This is a genomic window from Erwinia persicina NBRC 102418, from assembly GCF_001571305.1.
Lineage (GTDB): Bacteria > Pseudomonadota > Gammaproteobacteria > Enterobacterales > Enterobacteriaceae > Erwinia > Erwinia persicina.
In genome coordinates this window covers 1-19,467 of the sequence record NZ_BCTN01000029.1, presented here as the reverse complement: position 1 = coordinate 19,467, position 19,467 = coordinate 1, and the positions used below count along the sequence as shown (strand labels likewise).

The 19,467-nt window shown below is 54.9% G+C and carries 16 protein-coding genes and 2 tRNA genes; 16 read left to right on the top strand and 2 right to left on the bottom strand.

All coding sequences use genetic code 11. The features are described from left to right. Positions 1-816 (top strand): SDR family NAD(P)-dependent oxidoreductase, encoded by an 816-nt coding sequence (locus tag EPE01S_RS21000; protein ID WP_062749097.1) that lies wholly within the window; start codon positions 1-3, stop codon positions 814-816. Between the two features lie 38 nt (positions 817-854). After that, entirely contained in the window at positions 855-2,873 is a 2,019-nt protein-coding gene (gene rep / locus EPE01S_RS20995; RefSeq protein ID WP_062749095.1) for a DNA helicase Rep, read from the top strand. A gap of 132 nt (positions 2,874-3,005) precedes the next feature. Here the strand turns inward: rep and gppA are convergent, their stop codons facing one another. Next, positions 3,006-4,490 (bottom strand): guanosine-5'-triphosphate,3'-diphosphate diphosphatase, encoded by a 1,485-nt coding sequence (gene gppA, locus EPE01S_RS20990; protein WP_062749093.1) that lies wholly within the window; start codon positions 4,488-4,490, stop codon positions 3,006-3,008. Positions 4,491-4,496: 6 nt separating this feature from the next. Continuing rightward, a complete protein-coding gene (rhlB, locus tag EPE01S_RS20985; RefSeq protein ID WP_062749091.1) occupies positions 4,497-5,789 on the bottom strand; it encodes an ATP-dependent RNA helicase RhlB in 1,293 nt (430 codons plus the stop codon). A 130-nt stretch (positions 5,790-5,919) separates the two neighbouring features. Between rhlB and trxA the strand changes: the two genes are divergently transcribed. The 14 genes from trxA (at position 5,920) to EPE01S_RS20915 (ending at position 19,439) form a co-directional block, all read left to right on the top strand. Beyond that, positions 5,920-6,249, top strand: coding sequence for a thioredoxin TrxA (trxA, locus tag EPE01S_RS20980; protein ID WP_062749089.1), 330 nt, complete (start codon positions 5,920-5,922; stop codon positions 6,247-6,249). Positions 6,250-6,611: 362 nt separating this feature from the next. Further along, positions 6,612-7,871: a transcription termination factor Rho gene (gene rho / locus EPE01S_RS20975; protein WP_062749087.1), complete on the top strand. Its 1,260-nt coding sequence runs from the start codon at positions 6,612-6,614 to the stop codon at positions 7,869-7,871. Between the two features lie 285 nt (positions 7,872-8,156). After that, positions 8,157-9,260 carry a UDP-N-acetylglucosamine--undecaprenyl-phosphate N-acetylglucosaminephosphotransferase gene (wecA, locus tag EPE01S_RS20970; protein ID WP_062749085.1) on the top strand — a complete coding sequence of 368 codons (1,104 nt, stop codon included), beginning with the start codon at positions 8,157-8,159 and terminating at the stop codon, positions 9,258-9,260. Between the two features lie 30 nt (positions 9,261-9,290). Next, positions 9,291-10,319 carry an ECA polysaccharide chain length modulation protein gene (wzzE, locus tag EPE01S_RS20965; RefSeq protein ID WP_062749083.1) on the top strand — a complete coding sequence of 343 codons (1,029 nt, stop codon included), beginning with the start codon at positions 9,291-9,293 and terminating at the stop codon, positions 10,317-10,319. Positions 10,320-10,369: 50 nt separating this feature from the next. After that, positions 10,370-11,500, top strand: a complete 1,131-nt coding sequence (gene wecB, locus EPE01S_RS20960; RefSeq protein WP_062749081.1) for a non-hydrolyzing UDP-N-acetylglucosamine 2-epimerase — start codon at positions 10,370-10,372, stop codon at positions 11,498-11,500. Continuing rightward, entirely contained in the window at positions 11,497-12,759 is a 1,263-nt protein-coding gene (wecC, locus tag EPE01S_RS20955) for a UDP-N-acetyl-D-mannosamine dehydrogenase (protein WP_062749079.1), read from the top strand. Before wecB ends, wecC begins: the two co-directional genes overlap by 4 nt. Further along, complete coding sequence (gene rffC, locus EPE01S_RS20950) at positions 12,759-13,454, top strand: dTDP-4-amino-4,6-dideoxy-D-galactose acyltransferase (protein WP_255210172.1); 696 nt, start codon at positions 12,759-12,761, stop codon at positions 13,452-13,454. The genes wecC and rffC overlap by 1 nt, the downstream gene beginning before the upstream one ends. Continuing rightward, positions 13,451-14,581: a dTDP-4-amino-4,6-dideoxygalactose transaminase gene (rffA, locus tag EPE01S_RS20945; protein ID WP_062749075.1), complete on the top strand. Its 1,131-nt coding sequence runs from the start codon at positions 13,451-13,453 to the stop codon at positions 14,579-14,581. The genes rffC and rffA overlap by 4 nt, the downstream gene beginning before the upstream one ends. 1 nt (position 14,582) lies before the next feature. Beyond that, positions 14,583-15,833 carry a lipid III flippase WzxE gene (gene wzxE / locus EPE01S_RS20940; RefSeq protein WP_062749072.1) on the top strand — a complete coding sequence of 417 codons (1,251 nt, stop codon included), beginning with the start codon at positions 14,583-14,585 and terminating at the stop codon, positions 15,831-15,833. Next, positions 15,830-16,906, top strand: a complete 1,077-nt coding sequence (gene wecF / locus EPE01S_RS20935; protein WP_062749070.1) for a TDP-N-acetylfucosamine:lipid II N-acetylfucosaminyltransferase — start codon at positions 15,830-15,832, stop codon at positions 16,904-16,906. The genes wzxE and wecF overlap by 4 nt, the downstream gene beginning before the upstream one ends. Further along, positions 16,903-18,249, top strand: a complete 1,347-nt coding sequence (gene wzyE, locus EPE01S_RS20930) for an ECA oligosaccharide polymerase (protein WP_062749067.1) — start codon at positions 16,903-16,905, stop codon at positions 18,247-18,249. Before wecF ends, wzyE begins: the two co-directional genes overlap by 4 nt. Positions 18,250-18,283: 34 nt before the next feature. Beyond that, the gene (gene wecG / locus EPE01S_RS20925; RefSeq protein ID WP_062749065.1) at positions 18,284-19,024 is read left to right on the top strand and encodes a lipopolysaccharide N-acetylmannosaminouronosyltransferase; all 741 of its coding nucleotides are present in this window, start codon (positions 18,284-18,286) and stop codon (positions 19,022-19,024) included. Positions 19,025-19,203: 179 nt separating this feature from the next. Next, a tRNA-Arg gene (locus tag EPE01S_RS20920) sits at positions 19,204-19,280 on the top strand. Between the two features lie 83 nt (positions 19,281-19,363). Next, positions 19,364-19,439: transfer RNA gene (locus EPE01S_RS20915), tRNA-His, on the top strand. The last annotated feature ends 28 nt before the right edge of the window (positions 19,440-19,467 follow it).

The following is a 19,467-nucleotide window of genomic DNA, read 5'->3' as shown; positions in this document are numbered from 1 at the left end:
ATGGAGACCGGACTGAAAGACAAAGTGGTGCTGATCACCGGTGGCGGCAGCGGTATCGGTGCGGCAACGGCAAAAATGATGGCGGCGGAGGGGGCCCGTGTGGCGATAACGGGCAGGAGGGCCGGTCCGCTACAGGCAATGGCGGAGGCGAATGATGTCTTTCCTGTCGTGGCCGATATGGCCGACAGTCAGTGTGCCGCGCAGGCAGTCACACAGGTTGCCGACCGCTTTGGCGGGGTGGATATGCTGGTGGCGAATGCCGGTGGCCACGGTTTTTCCCGTCTTGGGGAAACGGACGATATCGCCTGGCAGCAGAGCCTGCACAGCAACCTTAACAGCGCAGTTGTTACCGCGCGGGAGGTGCTGCCATGGTTAACTTCGCGGGGCGGCAGTATGGTGATTGTCTCTTCACTGGCCGGGCTTTTCGCCGGGCCAGCGGTCGCGGGTTATACCATCACCAAACATGCCCTGATCGGCCTGACTAAATCACTGGCCCGGGATTATGGAGCTTCTGGCGTCAGGGTCAATACTGTCTGCCCTGGCTGGACGCGCACACCGATGGCTGAGGAGGAGATGCGCCTGCTCTCGGTAACGCGCGGATGGGATAAGGCGAACAGGCGAGCCTGGCAGGAGGTGACAAAAGACCTGCCGCTTGGACGGCCTGCAGACCCCGAAGAGATCGCCAGTGCCGTCACGTTTTTACTGTCCAGCGCAGCGTCTTATATCACGGGAGCCACACTGGTGGTGGATGGAGGGGCGCACATTGTTGATTTGCCGACGTTAAGTTTTTCCCCGCCACAGGAAGGGAAACTTTAGTTATACTGCACGCCTGTTTTATTCCCGGAATCTCTCATATGCGTCTTAATCCTGGTCAGCAACATGCCGTCGAATTTGTCACCGGGCCCTGCCTGGTTCTGGCAGGTGCCGGTTCGGGTAAAACGCGAGTGATTACCAACAAAATCGCCCACCTGATCCGCGAATGTGGCTATCAGGCGCGCCATATTGCGGCGGTCACGTTTACCAATAAAGCGTCACGCGAGATGAAAGAGCGCGTGGCGCAGACGCTGGGGCGTAAAGAGGCGCGTGGATTGATGATCTCCACCTTCCATACCCTGGGGCTCGAGGTGATTAAGCGTGAATATGCCGCGCTGGGGATGAAAGCGAAGTTTTCGCTGTTTGACGATCAGGATCAGCTGGCACTGTTGAAAGATTTGACGGAAGAGTGGCTGGAAAATGATAAAACGTTGTTACAACAACTGATTTCAACGATCTCAAACTGGAAGAACGATCTGATGGATCCGTCGCGTGCCGCGGCCGGGGCCGTGTCTGAACGCGATAAGCTGTTTGCTCACTGCTACGGGTTGTATGACCGGCATCTGAAGTCGTGCAACGTGCTGGATTTTGACGATCTTATCCTGCTGCCTACACTGCTGTTCCAGCGTAACCTGGAGGTGCGCGAGCGCTGGCAGCAGCGTATTCGCTATCTGCTGGTGGATGAGTATCAGGATACCAACACCAGCCAGTACGAGCTGGTGAAGTTGCTGGTGGGTAACCGTGCGCGATTCACGGTAGTGGGGGATGATGACCAGTCAATCTACTCCTGGCGTGGGGCTCGCCCACAGAACCTGGTGCTACTGAAGGAGGACTTTCCGGCGTTGCAGGTGATCAAGCTGGAGCAGAATTATCGCTCCTCCGGCCGTATTCTGAAGGCGGCGAATATCCTGATCGCCAATAATCCGCACGTATTTGAAAAACGACTTTTCTCCGAGCTGGGTTACGGTACCGAGTTGAAAGTGGTCACGGCGAACCATGAAGATCACGAGGCAGAGCGTGTGACCGGGGAACTGATCGCCCATCATTTTATTAATAAAACGGCGTATAAAGATTACGCCATCCTCTACCGCGGTAACCATCAGTCACGGGTGTTTGAAAAGATGCTGATGCAGAACCGTATCCCGTATCGTATCTCAGGCGGCACCTCGTTCTTCTCGCGTCCGGAGATCAAAGATCTGCTGGCTTACCTGCGCGTGCTGACGAATGCTGATGACGACAGCGCATTTATGCGTATTGTGAATACGCCCCGGCGCGAGATCGGCTCCGCCACCCTGCAGAAGCTGGGTGACTGGGCCACGCAGCGTAACAAAAGCCTGTTTAATGCCAGTTTTGATATGGGTCTGGAGCAGACGCTGACCGGACGTGGACTGGAGTCGCTGCAGCGCTTCACCCACTGGCTGCAGGAGATTGCCCGGCTGGCTGAACGTGAGCCGGTGGCGGCGGTGCGTGATTTGATTCGCGGCATCGACTACGAGAGCTGGCTGTTTGAAACCTCTGCCAGTCCGAAAGCCGCTGAGATGCGGATGAAAAACGTCAATACCCTGTTCCAGTGGATGACGGAAATGCTGGAAGGCAGTGATATCGACGAAGCCATGACGCTGACCCAGGTGGTAACCCGCTTTACCCTGCGCGACATGATGGAGCGGGGAGAAAGTGATGAGGATTCCGATCAGGTTCAACTGATGACGCTGCATGCGTCCAAAGGTCTGGAGTTCCCCTATGTCTTTCTGGTGGGGATGGAGGAGGGTTTGTTACCGCATCAGAGCAGCATCGATGAAAACAATGTAGAAGAAGAGCGCCGTCTGGCGTACGTCGGTATTACGCGTGCGCAGAAAGAGCTGACGTTTACGCTGTGCCGTGAACGCCGTCAGTACGGAGAGGTGATCCGTCCGGAGCCAAGCCGCTTCCTGCTGGAGCTGCCGCAGGACGACTTACAGTGGGAAAGCGAGCGTAAGGTCGTCAGTCCGGAAGAGCGCATGCAAAAGGGCCAGAGTCATCTGGCCAGTCTTCGTGCGCAGCTGGCAAAAGCGAAGAAGTAGACATTCCCCTGGCAGACCGGCGCGAGCGACGATCTGCCAGGGCAAAAAATACGTCAGTGCAACGCTGGCAGAGCGGTAATCAGCGTGTGATATCAATGATTAACGCAGCAGTGCCAACCTGTGCATCAGCGTTCAGTTGATCACTAATGACCAGCGCACATAGCTCTGCCAGTGAACTTCCTGCCCCAGTAGTTCGGCACGCAGGGGATGGGCATCCATCCAGCCTGAGGGCAGCGTCAGCGTCAGGTCATCTTCGCTAGCCAGCAAACGCACGGCGGGCAGCCTGTTATCCTGGCGTCGGCTGGCGAAGATAATCGCTAATCGCAACAGGCGACACAGGCGCTCGGCAACACGCGGAGGAACCGCATTTTGCTGGCTTAACAGGGCCAGATCAATGCCATTTACCTGGTTTTGCAGCAGTGTAGCCAGTAACTTTTTCTGCGCCGGCGTAAAGCCGGGCAGGTCAAGATGGCGCACCAGATAGGCCGCATGCTGCGGGGCCTGACGGAAATCAACGCTCAGACCGATCTCATGGATCAGACAGGCACTTTCCAGCAGTTCCCGGCTGCGGTCATCCAGCTTCCACACCTGGCTGACCTGACGGGCAAAGCTGTCAGCCAACTGAGAAACGCGGTTAGCCTGTTCAGGATCGATCGCGAAACGCCGCTGGACGTTATGCAGGGTACGGCTGCGGATATCGCGGTCCACCGGAAGATGTAGCATCCCGTACACCAGACCTTCGCGCAGTGCGCCCCCGGCCAGTGTCATACTGCTGATATTCAACTCGGTAAAAATGGCGATCAGAATCGACAGGCCACTGGGAAACACCAGCGCGCGCTCAAGGGTCAGCCCCTCAATTTCCAGCTCTTCCAGTTTGCCGCACTGGATGGCACGCTGCTTCAACTGCTCCAGTTTACTGAGTGTGATGCGCTCATCCATGCCCTGCGCCATCATAATTTCCTGTAGCGCCTGCACGGTGCCGGAAGCCCCCACACAGACCTGCCAGCCCTGCTCACGCAATGCGCCCGCAATCGGACGGATCATGGCTCTGGCCGCCTGTTCCGCCTGTTCGAAATTGTCTTTGCCCAGATAACGATCGGCAAAAAAGCGCTCCAGCCAGGTCACACAGCCCATCGACAGGCTGAACAGAGTGGTGGTCTGCGAACCTTTGCCCGTGACCAGCTCGGTGCTGCCACCGCCGATATCAACCACCAGTCGTTTGTCAGAACCCCCGGTCGTATGGGCAACACCCTGATAAATGAGACGTGCTTCATCCTCGCCGCTGATGACATTCACCGGGCAGCCCAGGATCGCCTTTGCTTTCACCAGGAAAGTATCGGAATTGGTTGCTATACGCAGGGTGGCGGTGGCCACCACGCGGATTTGCTCTGGCGGGATATCCTGCAGTTGTTCAGAAAACAACCGCAGACACTGCCAGCCTCGTTCCATAGCCTCATCGGAAAGATGATTACTGGCATCGAGGCCCGCAGCAAGTCGCACCTTTCGCTTGATGCGGGCAATGGTCTGGATACTGCCAGCCACTTCGCGCACCACCAACATATGAAAGCTGTTCGACCCTAAATCGATCGCAGCATAAAGTGATGATGCACTCAGCATGGCGACTTAACCTGAACGTTTGCGGTTAGGATTACGCGGAGCACTGCTGCGGCGGTTATTGTTGCCACCACGGCGCGGACCATTGCCAGAACGATTACGGGTTAAACGTTTTGGCGGTGGCAGATCGCTCATCAGTGCATCGCTGTTATAGCGGCTGACGGCAATACTGTGACCGATATACTCTTCAATACCCGGCAGGTTCAGCGCGTACTCTTCACAGGCAAGGCTGATAGAGTGACCGTTAGCGCCCGCACGACCGGTACGACCGATACGGTGTACGTAGTCTTCGCAGTCATCCGGCAGGTCATAGTTAAACACGTGCGTGACCGCAGGAATATGCAGGCCGCGTGCTGCGACATCGGTTGCCACCAGGATATCGATATCACCTTTCGTGAAATCATCCAGAATCCGCAGGCGTTTTTTCTGCGCGACATCGCCGGTCAGCAAGCCGACACGGTGCCCATCTGCAGCCAGGTGGCCCCAGACATCTTCACAGCGGTGTTTAGTATTGGCAAAAATGATCGCACGGTCAGGCCATTCTTCTTCCAGCAGCGTTTGCAGTAAACGCATCTTTTCTTCATTGGAAGGGTAGAACAGCTCTTCCTTAATACGGTGACCGGTTTTCTGCTCAGGTTCGACTTCAACGTATTCAGCATTATTCATGTTCTCAAACGCCAGTTCACGAACGCGGAACGAGAGCGTGGCAGAGAACAGCATGTTCAGGCGCTGATTAGCGGCAGGCATGCGACGGAACAACCAGCGGATATCTTTAATGAAGCCCAGATCAAACATGCGGTCAGCTTCGTCGAGTACCACGACCTGGATGGCCCCTAAATTCACGTGATTTTGTTTTGCGTAATCGATTAAACGCCCCGTGGTGCCGATCAACACATCGACGCCGCTTTCCAGCACTTTCAGCTGTTTATCGTAGCCATCGCCGCCGTAGGCCAGACCGAGTTTCAGCCCGGTAACCTGCGCCAGCGGTTCAGCATCCGCATGGATCTGTACCGCCAGTTCACGGGTCGGTGCCAGAATCAGCGCCCGTGGCTGGTTAACCTGGCGACCTTCCGGAGCGGGGTGAGAAAGAAGATGATGGAACGTTGACGTCAGAAACGCCATCGTTTTGCCGGTACCGGTTTGCGCCTGACCTGCTACATCACGCCCGGAGAGCGTAAACGGTAATGCCAGCGCCTGGATAGGCGTGCAATTATGAAACCCTTTAGTTTCAAGGGCTTCAACAACCTGAGGGTGCAGGGCGAAGTCGGAAAACTTCTGTTCTGTTAAGTGTGTTTTGCTCATAGTGTGGTAGAATATCAGCTTACTATTGCTTTACGAAAGCTTATCCGGTGAAATAAAAGCAGTGAAATAAACTCAGCCTGAGTGGTGCTTAATGCAACACCCAAGGTAAAGATAATCCCCTGGAGTAAACATGAGCGATAAAATTGTTCACCTGACCGATGACAGCTTCGAAACCGACGTCCTGAAAGCAGAAGGTTTAACGCTGGTCGACTTCTGGGCAGAATGGTGTGGTCCCTGCAAAATGATTGCCCCTATTCTTGACGAAGTGGCCGTAGAGTACGAAGGCAAGCTCACCATCGCTAAACTGAATATCGATGAAAATCCAGCAACGGCACCGAAGTACGGTATCCGTGGTATCCCAACCCTGCTGTTATTCAAGAATGGCGAAGTGGCCGCGACCAAAGTCGGCGCATTGTCTAAAGGTCAGCTCAAAGAGTTCCTGAACGCGAACCTGGGCTAATCGGGTCATGCCGGCGGCTGGTGGTTCGAATTTTTCGCTGACCGCTAGACGCCCGGCATTAACCATGCTAAGTTAAATCTACTGCACGACGAACTTACCTGTAGTTTAAATCTTTAGAATTACTCCTTGTTGAACACAGTATTCATCAAAAGTCTTACAGACGTTCAGCAATCTGACGGTTAGTATCAACTGATTTCCGGTTTCTTGTCCTTACCGTCTCCTCGTCCCAGATTTGCGTTATCCTGCACGTGATCATCGAGTGGACTTCGGAACCAAGAACCAATTAAACAGGCATGGATCTTTCGCCATACCATTCACGACAAACAGTTCAAGTTATACCCCGAGTTTAAGAACCCACCATTATGAATCTTACCGAATTAAAAAATACGCCGGTTTCTGAGCTGATAACTCTCGGCGAAAATATGGGGCTGGAAAACCTGGCGCGCTTGCGCAAACAGGACATTATCTTCGCCATCCTTAAGCAACACGCGAAAAGTGGCGAAGACATCTTCGGCGACGGCGTTCTCGAGATATTGCAGGATGGATTTGGTTTCCTCCGCTCTGGAGACAGTTCCTACCTCGCCGGTCCCGATGATATCTACGTTTCCCCCAGCCAAATCCGCCGCTTTAACCTCCGCACTGGTGACTCCATCTCTGGCAAGATTCGACCGCCAAAAGAGGGTGAACGTTACTTTGCGCTGCTGAAAGTTAACGAAGTTAACTATGACAAACCGGAAAATGCCCGTAACAAAATCCTGTTTGAAAACTTAACGCCGCTTCATGCCAACTCCCGTCTGCGCATGGAACGAGGAAACGGTTCTACCGAAGATTTGACCGCCCGCGTACTGGATCTGGCTTCGCCGATCGGTCGTGGCCAGCGTGGTCTGATTGTCGCGCCTCCGAAAGCCGGTAAAACCATGCTGCTGCAGAATATTGCGCAGAGTATTGCCTACAACCATCCTGACTGTGTGCTGATGGTTCTGCTGATTGATGAACGTCCGGAAGAAGTGACCGAGATGCAGCGTCTGGTAAAAGGTGAAGTTATCGCTTCTACCTTTGACGAACCTGCTTCCCGCCACGTACAGGTTGCTGAGATGGTGATCGAAAAGGCCAAGCGCCTGGTCGAGCATAAGAAAGATGTGATCATCCTGCTGGACTCAATCACTCGCCTGGCGCGTGCCTACAACACCGTTGTTCCTGCTTCTGGCAAGGTACTGACCGGTGGTGTGGATGCCAACGCCTTACATCGTCCGAAGCGTTTCTTCGGTGCTGCGCGTAATGTGGAAGAGGGCGGAAGCCTGACCATTATCGCCACTGCACTGGTTGATACCGGTTCGAAGATGGATGAAGTGATCTACGAAGAGTTTAAAGGTACAGGTAACATGGAACTGCATCTGGCGCGTAAAATTGCCGAGAAACGCGTGTTCCCTGCTATTGATTACAACCGTTCTGGTACGCGTAAAGAAGAACTGCTGACCACCTCGGAAGAACTGCAGAAGATGTGGATCCTGCGCAAGATCATTCACCCGATGGGCGAAATTGACGCAATGGAATTCCTCATTAATAAGCTGGCGATGACCAAAACCAATGATGAATTCTTCGACATGATGAAGCGTTCATAACAGGTTCACGTTGTCAGACAAGACGATGATCTCATTGCGCTAAGAGGTCGCTGCAGTCAATAAAAAGTACAAAACTCGGGTAACGCCACGCATAGTCGTGGCGTTTTTTGTTTTTGGCCTATAGGCTATCCTGATCTGGGAGAACAAACCTAAAGAACGGCACAGGACAGGTGACAGGGAACATGAAATTTCCCGTCCTGGTGAATAAAATCAGAATTATGCAGGTGTTATTGGCATCAATATTGCTTATGACAATATGCAATTCATAGCAGAGAGCTGGATAATGTGAATTTACTCAATATGAGTACGGAACTTGGCCTGACTTTTATATTTTCGTTGGTGTTTCTTTTCTTTGCACGCAAAGTGGCTAAAAAAGTGGGTCTGGTTGATAAACCCAACTATCGCAAACGCCATCAGGGAGTCATTCCGCTGGTTGGCGGTATCTCTGTTTTTGCCGGTAGCTGCTTTGCTTTTGCATTAACGAATTTCTACATTCCCCATGCTTTGCTTTATCTGGGCTGCGCGGGCTGCCTGGTGCTGGTCGGTGCGCTCGATGACCGTTACGACATCAGCGTAAAATTCCGCGCGGTGGTGCAGGCGGGTGTCGCCGTCGTCATGATGATGAAGGCGAAGCTCTATCTGTTAAGCCTGGGCTATATTTTTGGCCCCTGGGAACTGGTTGTCGGCCCGTTCGGCTATGTGCTGACGCTGTTTGCCGTATGGGCAGCCATTAATGCCTTTAATATGGTGGATGGGATTGATGGGCTGCTGGGCGGCTTATCCTGTGTGACCTTCCTGGCAATGGGGGTGATCCTGCTGCTTGACGGGCAGAACAGCCTCGCCATGTGGTGCTTCACCATGATTGCCGTGATCGTACCGTATATTCTGCTTAACCTGGGAATGTTTGGCCGGCGTTACAAAGTCTTCATGGGCGATGCCGGCAGTACGCTCATTGGCTTTACTATTATCTGGATCTTGCTGGAAGCAACGCAGGGCCCAAGTCATCCGATCACGCCGGTGACTGCGCTGTGGCTGATTGCGATCCCACTGATGGATATGGTCGCGATTATGTATCGCCGCCTCAGTAAAGGCATGAGTCCCTTCTCCGCTGACCGTCAGCATATCCATCACTTGATCATGCGGGCAGGCTTTACCTCGCGGCAGGCTTTCGTGCTGATCACGGCGGCGGCGGCCCTGCTCGCCATGGTGGGGGTGCTGGGTGAATACCTCTCGTTTGTTCCGGAATGGGCCATGCTGGTTCTGTTCTTGATGGCTTTTATGCTTTACGGCTACTGCATTAAACGTGCATGGCGCGTGGCGCGTATGATTAAACGGTTTAAACGCCGTCTGCGAAATAACAATAATGACAGCAAATCTTCCACTGACTGACAGATGCCCTGACGACAAGGAAACCGATGTATGACCCATCCTGACGCCGCAGATAACGAACTGGATATTCGTGGCCTGTGCTGCGCGCTATGGCGCGGTAAATTGTGGATTATCGCCGGAGGTGCGCTGTTCGCCTTGCTGGCCTGGATCTATTCATTACTGGTGACGCCACAGTGGAGCACCACCGCCATCGTCGATCGGCCCACCGTGAATATGCTGTCCGGGTACTACTCTCAGCAGCAGTTTTTGAATAATCTGGATATCCGCGCTGGCAGCCTGACCGTCGCTCCCCCAACGGTGATGGATGAAGCGTATCAGGAATTTATGATGCAGCTGTTTGCCTGGGATACGCGGCGTGATTTCTGGTTACAGTCCAGCTACTACCAGAAGCGCAAAACCGGGAATGCTCGTGAGGATGCGGCGCTGCTGGATGAAATGATTGCCAATATCCAGTTCCAGCCGGCGGACAGCGCGAAAAACCTCAATGATACCGTCAAGCTGATTGCCGAAACGTCATCCGATGCCAATACGCTGCTTCGTCAGTACGTCGCCTTTGCGAATGCACGGGCCACCACACATCTCAATGAAGAGCTCACTGCCGCCTGGGCGGCTCGCAGCATTCAGTTAAAAGCGCAGGTCAAACGGCAGGAGGCTGTGGCAAAAGCCATCTATGACCGTCAGGTCAACAGCATAGAGCAGGCGCTAAAAATTGCTCAACAGCAGGGCTTCGAGCAGTCGAAAACCCAGACACCTTCTGAACAGCTTCCCGATTCTGAACTTTTCCTGCTGGGCAGGCCAATGTTGCAGGCACGGCTGGAAACGCTGCGTGCAACGGGGCCGACGTATGATCTGGAATACGATCAAAACCGTGCCATGCAAACGACGCTGAATGTGGGCCCCACCCTGGTGAAGTCATTCCAGACCTGGCGATATCTGCGTACCCCGGAAGAACCGGTAAAACGTGACAGCCCGCGCCGGGTGCTATTGATGATTATGTGGGGCGCGGTCGGCGTTCTGCTGGGTGCAGGGACTGCGCTGGTGCGCCGTTCCCGTCGTTAAAGCCGCCGGGTAAAACGCGGTTTAACCCTTTCGAATTAAAGAGAGTCACGGTGAAAGTATTAACGGTTTTTGGCACGCGCCCTGAAGCGATAAAAATGGCACCGCTCGTGCACGCGCTGGCGCAGGATGACGATATCGAGTCGCGCCTCTGCGTGACGGCACAGCATCGGGAAATGCTCGATCAGGTGCTGCATCTGTTTTCCATCGTGCCGGATTACGATCTTAATATCATGCAGCCAGGGCAGGGGCTCACCGAAATTACCAGCCGTATTCTGGAAGGGCTGAAAACGGTATTTGCCGATTTCACTCCGGATGTTGTGCTGGTTCATGGTGACACCACTACCACACTGGCTGCCAGCCTTGCGGCTTTCTACCATCGGATTCCCGTCGGACATGTTGAGGCTGGATTACGCACAGGCGATCTCTGGTCACCGTGGCCGGAGGAAGCTAACCGGACGCTGACAGGCCATCTTGCCAGCTATCATTTCACCCCAACAGCCAGTTCAGAGCAGAACCTGTTACGTGAAAATCTGCCTGCCGGTCGCATTTTCGTCACGGGCAATACGGTGATCGATGCGCTGTTCTGGGTACGCGATCGCGTCCTCAGCGATGAGACACTGAGAAACAGCCTTGCGGCTCGTTATCCTTTCCTTGATGCCAGTAAAAAACTGATCCTTGTCACCGGGCATCGTCGCGAAAGTTTTGGCGGTGGTTTCGAGCGCATCTGTAACGCCCTGGCTGAAATTGCGCGCCTGCATCCAGAAACGCAAATTGTCTATCCGGTACACCTCAATCCTAACGTCAGTGAGCCGGTGAACCGCATTCTGCGTGATATCGACAATGTCATTCTGATCGAACCGCAGGAGTATCTGCCGTTTGTCTGGCTGATGGATCGCGCCTGGCTGATCCTCACGGACAGCGGCGGTATTCAGGAAGAAGCGCCCTCTCTGGGGAAACCCGTGCTGGTGATGCGCGATGCCACCGAACGCCCGGAGGCCGTTGCCGCAGGCACCGTCAGGCTGGTGGGAACCGATGGGGCGAAAATTGTCAACGAAGTCACCCGTCTGCTGACCGATGAGGATGCATGGCACACCATGAGCCGTGCCCATAATCCTTACGGTGACGGACTGGCCTGCCAGCGTATTGTGCAGGCCCTCAAAAATAACCGGATAACTTTATGAGTTTCAACACCATTTCAGTGATTGGGCTGGGCTACATCGGCCTGCCTACCGCTGCCGCTTTCGCCTCATGCCAGAAGCAGGTGATTGGCATTGATATTAATGCCCACGCGGTGGAAACCATCAACCGTGGTGAAATCCACATTGTCGAACCCGACCTTGATCGGGTCGTCAAAACGGCGGTTGAAGGTGGCTGGTTGCGCGCTGCAACTCAGCCAGAGGTTGCTGATGCCTGGCTGATTGCCGTACCGACGCCATTTAAAGGTGAACATCAGCCGGATATGACGTTTGTCCAGGCGGCTGCTGAATCCATTGCACCGATGCTGAAAAAAGGGGACCTGGTCATCCTCGAATCAACGTCGCCAGTGGGGGCCACTGAACAGATGGCGGCCTGGCTGGCGGCTGCCCGCCCGGATCTGAGTTTTCCGCATCAGGCAGGGGAAGAGGCGGATATTCAGGTCGCGTACTGCCCGGAGCGAGTCCTGCCCGGGCAGGTTATGGTTGAACTGTTTAAAAACGATCGCGTGATTGGCGGCATGACGGCGCGCTGTTCACAGCGTGCCTGCGATCTCTATAACATCTTTCTGCAAGGTGAGTGCGTGGTGACTAACGCCCGTACGGCAGAAATGTGCAAACTCACGGAAAACAGCTTCCGCGATGTCAATATTGCGTTCGCCAACGAGTTGTCACTGATTGCGGCTGACCAGGGGATCAACGTCTGGGAGCTGATTCGTCTGGCAAACCGCCATCCCCGTGTGAATATCCTGCAGCCAGGGCCCGGCGTTGGCGGTCACTGCATCGCGGTTGACCCGTGGTTTATCGTGGCGCAAAACCCGGTACAGGCGCGGTTGATCCGCACGGCACGCGAAGTGAACGACAGTAAACCGCACTGGGTGCTGGAGCAGGTGCAGCGTCAGGTCGCGGATTGCCTGATGGACAGCAACAAACGCGCCAGCGAACTGAAAATCGCCTGCTTTGGACTGGCGTTTAAACCTGATATTGATGATTTACGAGAAAGTCCGGCCGTCCAGGTGACGCGCATGATTGCCGACTGGCATCAGGGTACTACGCTGGTGGTAGAGCCTAATGTGCACTCGCTTCCGGCTGCATTGCAGGCCAGCGTGACGCTGATAGCACTGGAAGAGGCTTTACAGCAGGCCGACGTGCTGGTGATGCTGGTCGATCATCGTGCGTTTAAAGCCATCGAGCCGGCCGCCGTCACTCAGCAATGGATTGTGGATACGAAAGGCGTCTGGCGATAGTGCAGGCGACGCTTAACCCCCTGGCGTGGGAGAACGCCTTCTTTGGTTGCCATAGCGCCTTGCTTGAATTGCAGGGAGACACAGCACTGGATGTCACTCTGCTCGACAGCTACAGGCTGGTGCAGGTCAAAGTGCTGACCCAGCAGAGCGCAGAGCTGGATGCCCTGACGGCCCTCGGTTTCCGTCTGGTAGAGGGTGAGGCGGACTGTGTGCTGGGTATCACCCCGGTTGAACGCCCGACCGGCATCCGCATTGCGCGCGCGGAGCATATCCCTGCACTGCGCCGGGTGGCAGAAGAGGCCTTTACCTGGAGCCGTTTCCGTGCGCCCTGGTATGCGCCGGGCGATAGCGGACGTTTTTACGCTCAGTGGGTGGAAAATGCCGTGCTCGGGACGTTTGACCATCAGTGTCTGCTGGCGGTAGATGAGCGGGGCACCCTGCAGGGTTTTGTCTCGCTGCGTGAACTGGGTGACGGTACGGCACGCATTGGCCTGTTGGCGGTCGTGCCGGACGCGCAGGGATTGGGTATTGGGCAGCGGCTGATGACAGCGGCAAACGACTGGTGCCGCGCACGCCGACTGACACGGCTTCATGTTGCAACGCAGTTGGGTAATATTGCGGCGTTGCGACTCTATCTTCGCTGCGGTGGCGTGATTGAACGCACCGCCTACTGGTTATACAGGGAAACGCCATGATTCCGTTTAACGCGCCACCGGTGGTGGGAACTGAACTTGAATATATGCAGTCGGCGATGGGTAGCGGTAAGCTATGTGGCGATGGCGGTTTTACGCGTCGCTGCCAGCAGTGGATGGAGCAGCGTTTCGGTAGCCGTAAAGTCCTGCTGACCCCATCCTGCACTGCCTCGCTGGAGATGGCGGCTATTCTGATCGATATTCAGCCCGGCGATGAAGTCATTATGCCGAGCTACACCTTTGTGTCGACCGCCAATGCCTTCGTGCTGCGCGGGGCGACCATTGTGTTTGTCGATGTACGTCCAGACACCATGAATATTGATGAGCGCCTGATTGAAGCGGCGATCACCGACAGGACCAAAGCGATTGTGCCGGTACATTATGCGGGCGTGGCCTGTGAGATGGATACCATTATGGCGCTGGCGAAAAAGCATCAGCTGTGGGTGGTGGAAGATGCCGCGCAGGGTGTGATGTCGACGTACAAAGGTCGCGCGCTTGGCAGTATCGGACACATTGGTTGTTTCAGCTTCCATGAAACCAAAAACTACACCGCGGGCGGTGAAGGCGGCGCGACGTTGGTTAACGACGCCACGCTGGTGGAGCGCGCGGAAATCATCCGTGAGAAAGGCACCAACCGCAGCCAGTTCTTCCGGGGGCAGGTAGATAAATATACCTGGCGCGATATCGGTTCCAGCTATCTGATGGCCGATTTACAGGCGGCGTACCTCTGGGCACAACTGGAGGCGGCAGAGCGCATCAATCAACAGCGTTTACGCCTGTGGCAAAACTACGCTGATGCCCTGCAGCCGGTAGCGGCACGCGGACGCATCGGGCTGGCCAGCCTTCCCGCCGACTGTGAGCATAATGCCCATATGTTTTATCTGAAGCTGCGTGACCATGACGATCGCAGTGCGCTGATTGCGTGGCTGAAAGAGGCCGAGATCATGGCGGTGTTCCACTATATTCCGCTGCACAGTTCGCCTGCGGGTCAGCGCTTTGGCCGCTTCCACGGTGAAGATCATTTTACCCAGTCTGAAAGTGACCGCCTGCTGCGTCTGCCGCTCTTCTATAACCTCTCTGATAACAATCAGAAAACAGTGATCAACTCCTTACTGAGCTTTTTCTCCTGATATGTCACTGGCAAAAGCGTCGGTGTGGACAGCGGTTTCCACGCTGGTAAAAATTGCCGCCGGTTTACTGGTGGTAAAAATGCTGGCGGTGTCCTACGGTCCTGCCGGCGTCGGACAGGCCGGGAATTTCCGTCAGCTGATTACCGTACTGGGCGTGCTGGCGGGGGCCGGAATATTTAACGGCGTCACCAAGTATGTGGCGCAGTATCAGCAGGATCCCGGCCAACTGCGGGCCGTCACCGGCACTGCGTCTTCCATGGTGCTGGGGTTTTCTCTGCTGCTGGCGCTGATTTTCCTGCTGTTTGCCGCGCCGATTAGCCACGCGCTGTTTGGTCACGATCGCTACCAGCAGGTGATCCGCTTTGTCGCCTTCCTGCAAATGGGGATCGCCTGGGCTAACCTGGCGCTGGCGATCATGAAAGGCTTCCGCGATGCCGCAGGGAATGCACTGTCGTTAATCATCGGTAGCCTGACCGGGGTGGCTGCGTGGTTTGTTTGCTATAAGCTGGGAGGTTACAGCGGCGCACTGATCGGGCTGGCGATGGTGCCGGCGATGGTGGTGGTGCCCGCCGTCGTATTGCTGGTGTGGCGCGATCATCTGCCGGTGCGTTATCTGTTACCTGCATGGCGGCCTGAGTTTGTTACCCTGCTGGGGAAGTTTACCCTGATGGCACTGATCACCGCGGTGACGCTGCCGGTTGCCTGGATGATGATGCGCAATCTGCTGGCGCAACATGCAGGATGGGAGCAGGTCGGACTGTGGCAGGGCGTCAGCAGTATCTCTGATGCCTATCTGCAGTTTATCACTGCGTCGTTCAGCGTATATCTGCTGCCCACCCTGTCACGCCTGCAACAGAAAGCAGATATTTCCCGTGAAATCATTAAGGCCCTGCGTTTTGTCCTGCCGGTGGTTGCTGGCGTCAGTTTTACCGTCTGGTTGTTGCGGGACGTGGCCATCTGGCTGCTGTTTTCCCACGCGTTTACGGCCATGCGCGATCTGTTTGTCTGGCAGTTGATCGGTGACGTACTCAAGGTAGGGTGTTACGTTTTCGGTTACCTGGTGATTGCGAAAGCCTCACTACGTTTCTATATCCTGACGGAAGTGAGCCAGTTTGTCCTGTTGACCGGATTTTCCCGCTGGCTGATCCCGCTGCATGGTGCAGCCGGAGCGGCGCAGGCGTATATGGCGACCTATATCGCTTATTTTGCACTCTGTGCAGGTGTCTTTATTATTTATCGTAGACGAGTATGACCAGAGTAATTCATCTTTTAGGCGCAGACATTCCGCATCATAATGCGACGGTGCTGGGCTTTTTTAACCAGGTTTTACATAACGTTATCCCGTCAGCTTCCCGACGTGAGTTCTGGGTGGTGAGTGGGCAGTCCGAACTGGCTGCCCAGCATCCGATGCTGACTGTCAGGCTGTTTTCCACGAAAAACGAACTGGCACAGGCGGTAATAGCGACCGGCAGGGCGCAGCGTGAAACGCGCTTTTTCTTTCATGGGCAGTTTAATCCGCGTCTCTGGCTGGCACTGCTGGCGGGTAAACTTAAACGCCAGCAGTTTTACTGGCATATCTGGGGGGCTGATCTGTATGAAGAGTCCAGCCGCCTGAAATTCCGCCTGTTCTATTTGCTCCGGCGTCAGGCGCAGAAGCGGGTGGGGCACGTGTTTGCCACCCGGGGAGACATCAGCCACTTTCACCAGCGGCATCCCCACGTCCCGGCATCGCTGCTCTATTTCCCGACGCGACTGGCACAAGATGTGCGGGTCAGCGATGAGGCGCAGGGCCCGCTCACAATCCTGCTCGGCAACTCCGGTGATGCCAGCAACCGCCATATCCCTGCGCTTAAAGCTATCCATCAGCAGTTTGGTGATAATGTGCGTGTTGTCGTACCGTTAGGCTATCCGGCTAATAATGACGCGTATATTCAGCAGGTGCAGGAGGCGGCGATGGCCCTGTTCAGGCCGGGGGTGGTGTCGCTCCTGACGGAAAAACTGGCTTTCAGCGACTATCTGCAACTGATTGGCCGCTGCCACCTTGGCTACTTTATTTTCGAACGTCAGCAGGGTATCGGCACGCTCTGCCTGCTGATGCAGGCGAATGTGCCTTTTGTTCTGAACCGCAAGAACCCGTTCTGGCAGGACCTGACAGAACAGCAGGTGCCGGTGCTGTTTGACGGCGATCCGCTGGATGCGGCGACGGTCAGTGAGGCGCGGCGTCAGATGATGCTGCTGGATAAATCACATGTTGCCTTTTTTGAGCCAGGCTATCTGAGCGGCTGGCAGCAGGCATTGCGTCTGGTAGAAGGGGATAACGCATGACGCTATTACAGTTCGCCGGGCTGCTGGTGGTGTACCTGTGCTGCTGTGGTTTTATTCTTACGCTGACCTGGCGTGAGTTTCGGCGCGTACGTTTTAACTTCAACGTCTTTTTCTCGTTGCTGTTTTTACTCACCTTTTTCTTCGGTTTTCCGCTTACCTGCATGCTGGTGTTTGGCTTTGATGTTGAGGTGGTACCGCCGGAATACCTGCTGCAGGCGCTGCTTTCGGCGGGGGGGTTTTATGCGATTTACTATACCAGCTATAAAACCCGACTCAGAGCACCTCACCGCCCACCACCGCGCCCGGTGTTTACCATCAATCGTATTGAAGCGCATCTGACCTGGGGTATCCTTGCGCTGGTCGCGCTGGGCACCGTCAGTGTGTTCTTCCTGCACAATGGTTTCCTGCTATTTAAGCTGCACAGCTACAGCCAGATTTTCTCTGCGGATGTCTCTGGCGTTGCCCTGAAACGCTTCTTCTACTTCTTTATACCGGCCATGCTGGTGATCTACTTCCTGAAACAGGACAAACGCAGCTGGCTGCTTTTCCTGATCAGTACCGTCGCGTTTGGCCTGCTGACCTATATGATTGTCGGCGGAACGCGCGCCAACATCATTATCGCGTTTGCCCTGTTTCTGTTTATTGGCATTATCCGCGGCTGGATCACGCTGTGGATGCTGGTGCTGGCCGGTGTCGGCGGGATTGTCGGCATGTTCTGGCTGGCGCTAAAGCGTTACAACCTGGATGTCAGTGGTTCCGAAGCGTTCTATACCTTCCTGTATCTGACCCGCGATACCTTTTCGCCCTGGGAGAATCTGGGCCTACTGCTGCAAAATTACGACAAGATTGATTTCCAGGGGCTGGCGCCCATCTGGCGAGATTTTTATGTCTTTATTCCCAGCTGGTTATGGCACGGGCGCCCCTCCATCGTACTGAACAGCGCCAACTACTTTACGTGGGATGTGCTGGATAACCATTCCGGGCTGGCCATCTCCCCCACGCTTATCGGTTCGCTGGTGGTGATGGGGGGGGCGCTGTTTATTCCCCTTGGGGCAGTGGCCGTCGGGTTAATTATCAAGTGGTTCGACTGGCTGTATGAAAAAGGTCAGCAGGAACAGAATCGCTATAAAGCCGCCATCCTGCAAAGTTTCTGTTTCGGTGCGGTATTTAACATGATAGTGCTGGCGCGAGAGGGGCTGGATGCTTTTGCCTCCCGCGTGGTTTTCTTCTGTATCATTTTTGCGTTCTGCGTTGTGCTGGCGAAGTTGCTCTACTGGCTGCTTGATACTGCCGGGCTGGTACGTGCCCGTGCGCCTGCCCGTTCGCTGTCGATTCAGCCCTAACGCCTGATATGCGTTTTGCTTTAAAGGAATTTCCATGACTGTCTCTGTAGATGTGCCGCACTACCAGATCCGCGGAATATCGCTGTCAGGCTTTAGTGATATGGCACAGTTCGTTGATTACCTTAATCAGCAGGGTGAACTGAAAACCGGCACGCTGGTGGCGATTAACGCGGAGAAGGTGCTGACGGCAGAAGCCGATGCGGCGGTTCATCAGCTGATTGATGCCGCCGAGTATAAATACGCCGATGGCATCAGCATTGTGCGCTCAATCCGTAAAAAGTACCCTCAGGCCAATGTTTCACGTATAGCCGGTGCCGACCTGTGGGAAGCGCTGATGGAACGTGCCGGGCGCGAGGGCACTCCGGTGTTTCTCATCGGTGGGCAACCCGCCGTGCTTGCGCAGACGATGGATAAGCTACGTCGTTTGTGGAATGTGAATATTGTCGGATCGCAGGACGGTTTCTTCACACCGGACCAGCGTGAAGCGCTGTTTACCCGGATCCGGGAAAGTGGGGCTAAACTGGTGACGGTGGCGATGGGGTCACCGCGCCAGGAGATTCTGATGCGGGACTGTAAAGCCAGCTATCCTGATGCGCTGTATATGGGAGTGGGGGGGACCTACGACGTGTTTACCGGACAGGTGAAGCGTGCGCCTAAGATATGGCAGCGAATGGGGCTGGAGTGGCTGTATCGACTGATTTCACAGCCTACCCGCCTCAAGCGCCAGCTCAGACTGCTGAAATACCTTAAATATCACTGGCGCGGCGATCTTTAATCAGCACGTCTTTTCTGTCAGTGAAGGTCGTTTTGTGCGGTTCATCGCGGTGAAAAGGGCGAAAAACGCTGCGACTTTAGACGGAATGCACAAAGCGTAATCAAACGCGTTTTTTTGTGCAAAAAGCACTGGACAGTCAGGGCTGTCCTCCGTAGTATGCACATCCGCAACGGCGCTACGCGCCCGTAGCTCAGCTGGATAGAGCGCTGCCCTCCGGAGGCAGAGGTCTCAGGTTCGAATCCTGTCGGGCGCACCATGATTTTTGTGCGCATGAGCGGCGGTGGTAACATTTACCGCGTTAGTTAGTAGTAGAAAGAAGCAGTAAAGAAGTCAGGTATGGTGGCTATAGCTCAGTTGGTAGAGCCCTGGATTGTGATTCCAGTTGTCGTGGGTTCGAGTCCCATTAGCCACCCCAGACTTTTAAGTATCAGGTTTTGTAGTAT

Excerpts from the sequence above, each read along its gene's own strand:
- EPE01S_RS21000 (WP_062749097.1), top strand. The coding sequence starts at position 1 with ATGGAGACCGGACTGAAAGACAAAGTGGTGCTGATCACCGGTGGCGGC.
- rep (WP_062749095.1), top strand. The coding sequence starts at position 855 with ATGCGTCTTAATCCTGGTCAGCAACATGCCGTCGAATTTGTCACCGGG.
- gppA (WP_062749093.1), bottom strand. The coding sequence starts at position 4,490 with ATGCTGAGTGCATCATCACTTTATGCTGCGATCGATTTAGGGTCGAAC.
- rhlB (WP_062749091.1), bottom strand. The coding sequence starts at position 5,789 with ATGAGCAAAACACACTTAACAGAACAGAAGTTTTCCGACTTCGCCCTG.
- trxA (WP_062749089.1), top strand. The coding sequence starts at position 5,920 with ATGAGCGATAAAATTGTTCACCTGACCGATGACAGCTTCGAAACCGAC.
- rho (WP_062749087.1), top strand. The coding sequence starts at position 6,612 with ATGAATCTTACCGAATTAAAAAATACGCCGGTTTCTGAGCTGATAACT.
- wzzE (WP_062749083.1), top strand. The coding sequence starts at position 9,291 with ATGACCCATCCTGACGCCGCAGATAACGAACTGGATATTCGTGGCCTG.
- wecC (WP_062749079.1), top strand. The coding sequence starts at position 11,497 with ATGAGTTTCAACACCATTTCAGTGATTGGGCTGGGCTACATCGGCCTG.
- rffA (WP_062749075.1), top strand. The coding sequence starts at position 13,451 with ATGATTCCGTTTAACGCGCCACCGGTGGTGGGAACTGAACTTGAATAT.
- wzxE (WP_062749072.1), top strand. The coding sequence starts at position 14,583 with ATGTCACTGGCAAAAGCGTCGGTGTGGACAGCGGTTTCCACGCTGGTA.
- wecF (WP_062749070.1), top strand. The coding sequence starts at position 15,830 with ATGACCAGAGTAATTCATCTTTTAGGCGCAGACATTCCGCATCATAAT.
- wzyE (WP_062749067.1), top strand. The coding sequence starts at position 16,903 with ATGACGCTATTACAGTTCGCCGGGCTGCTGGTGGTGTACCTGTGCTGC.
- wecG (WP_062749065.1), top strand. The coding sequence starts at position 18,284 with ATGACTGTCTCTGTAGATGTGCCGCACTACCAGATCCGCGGAATATCG.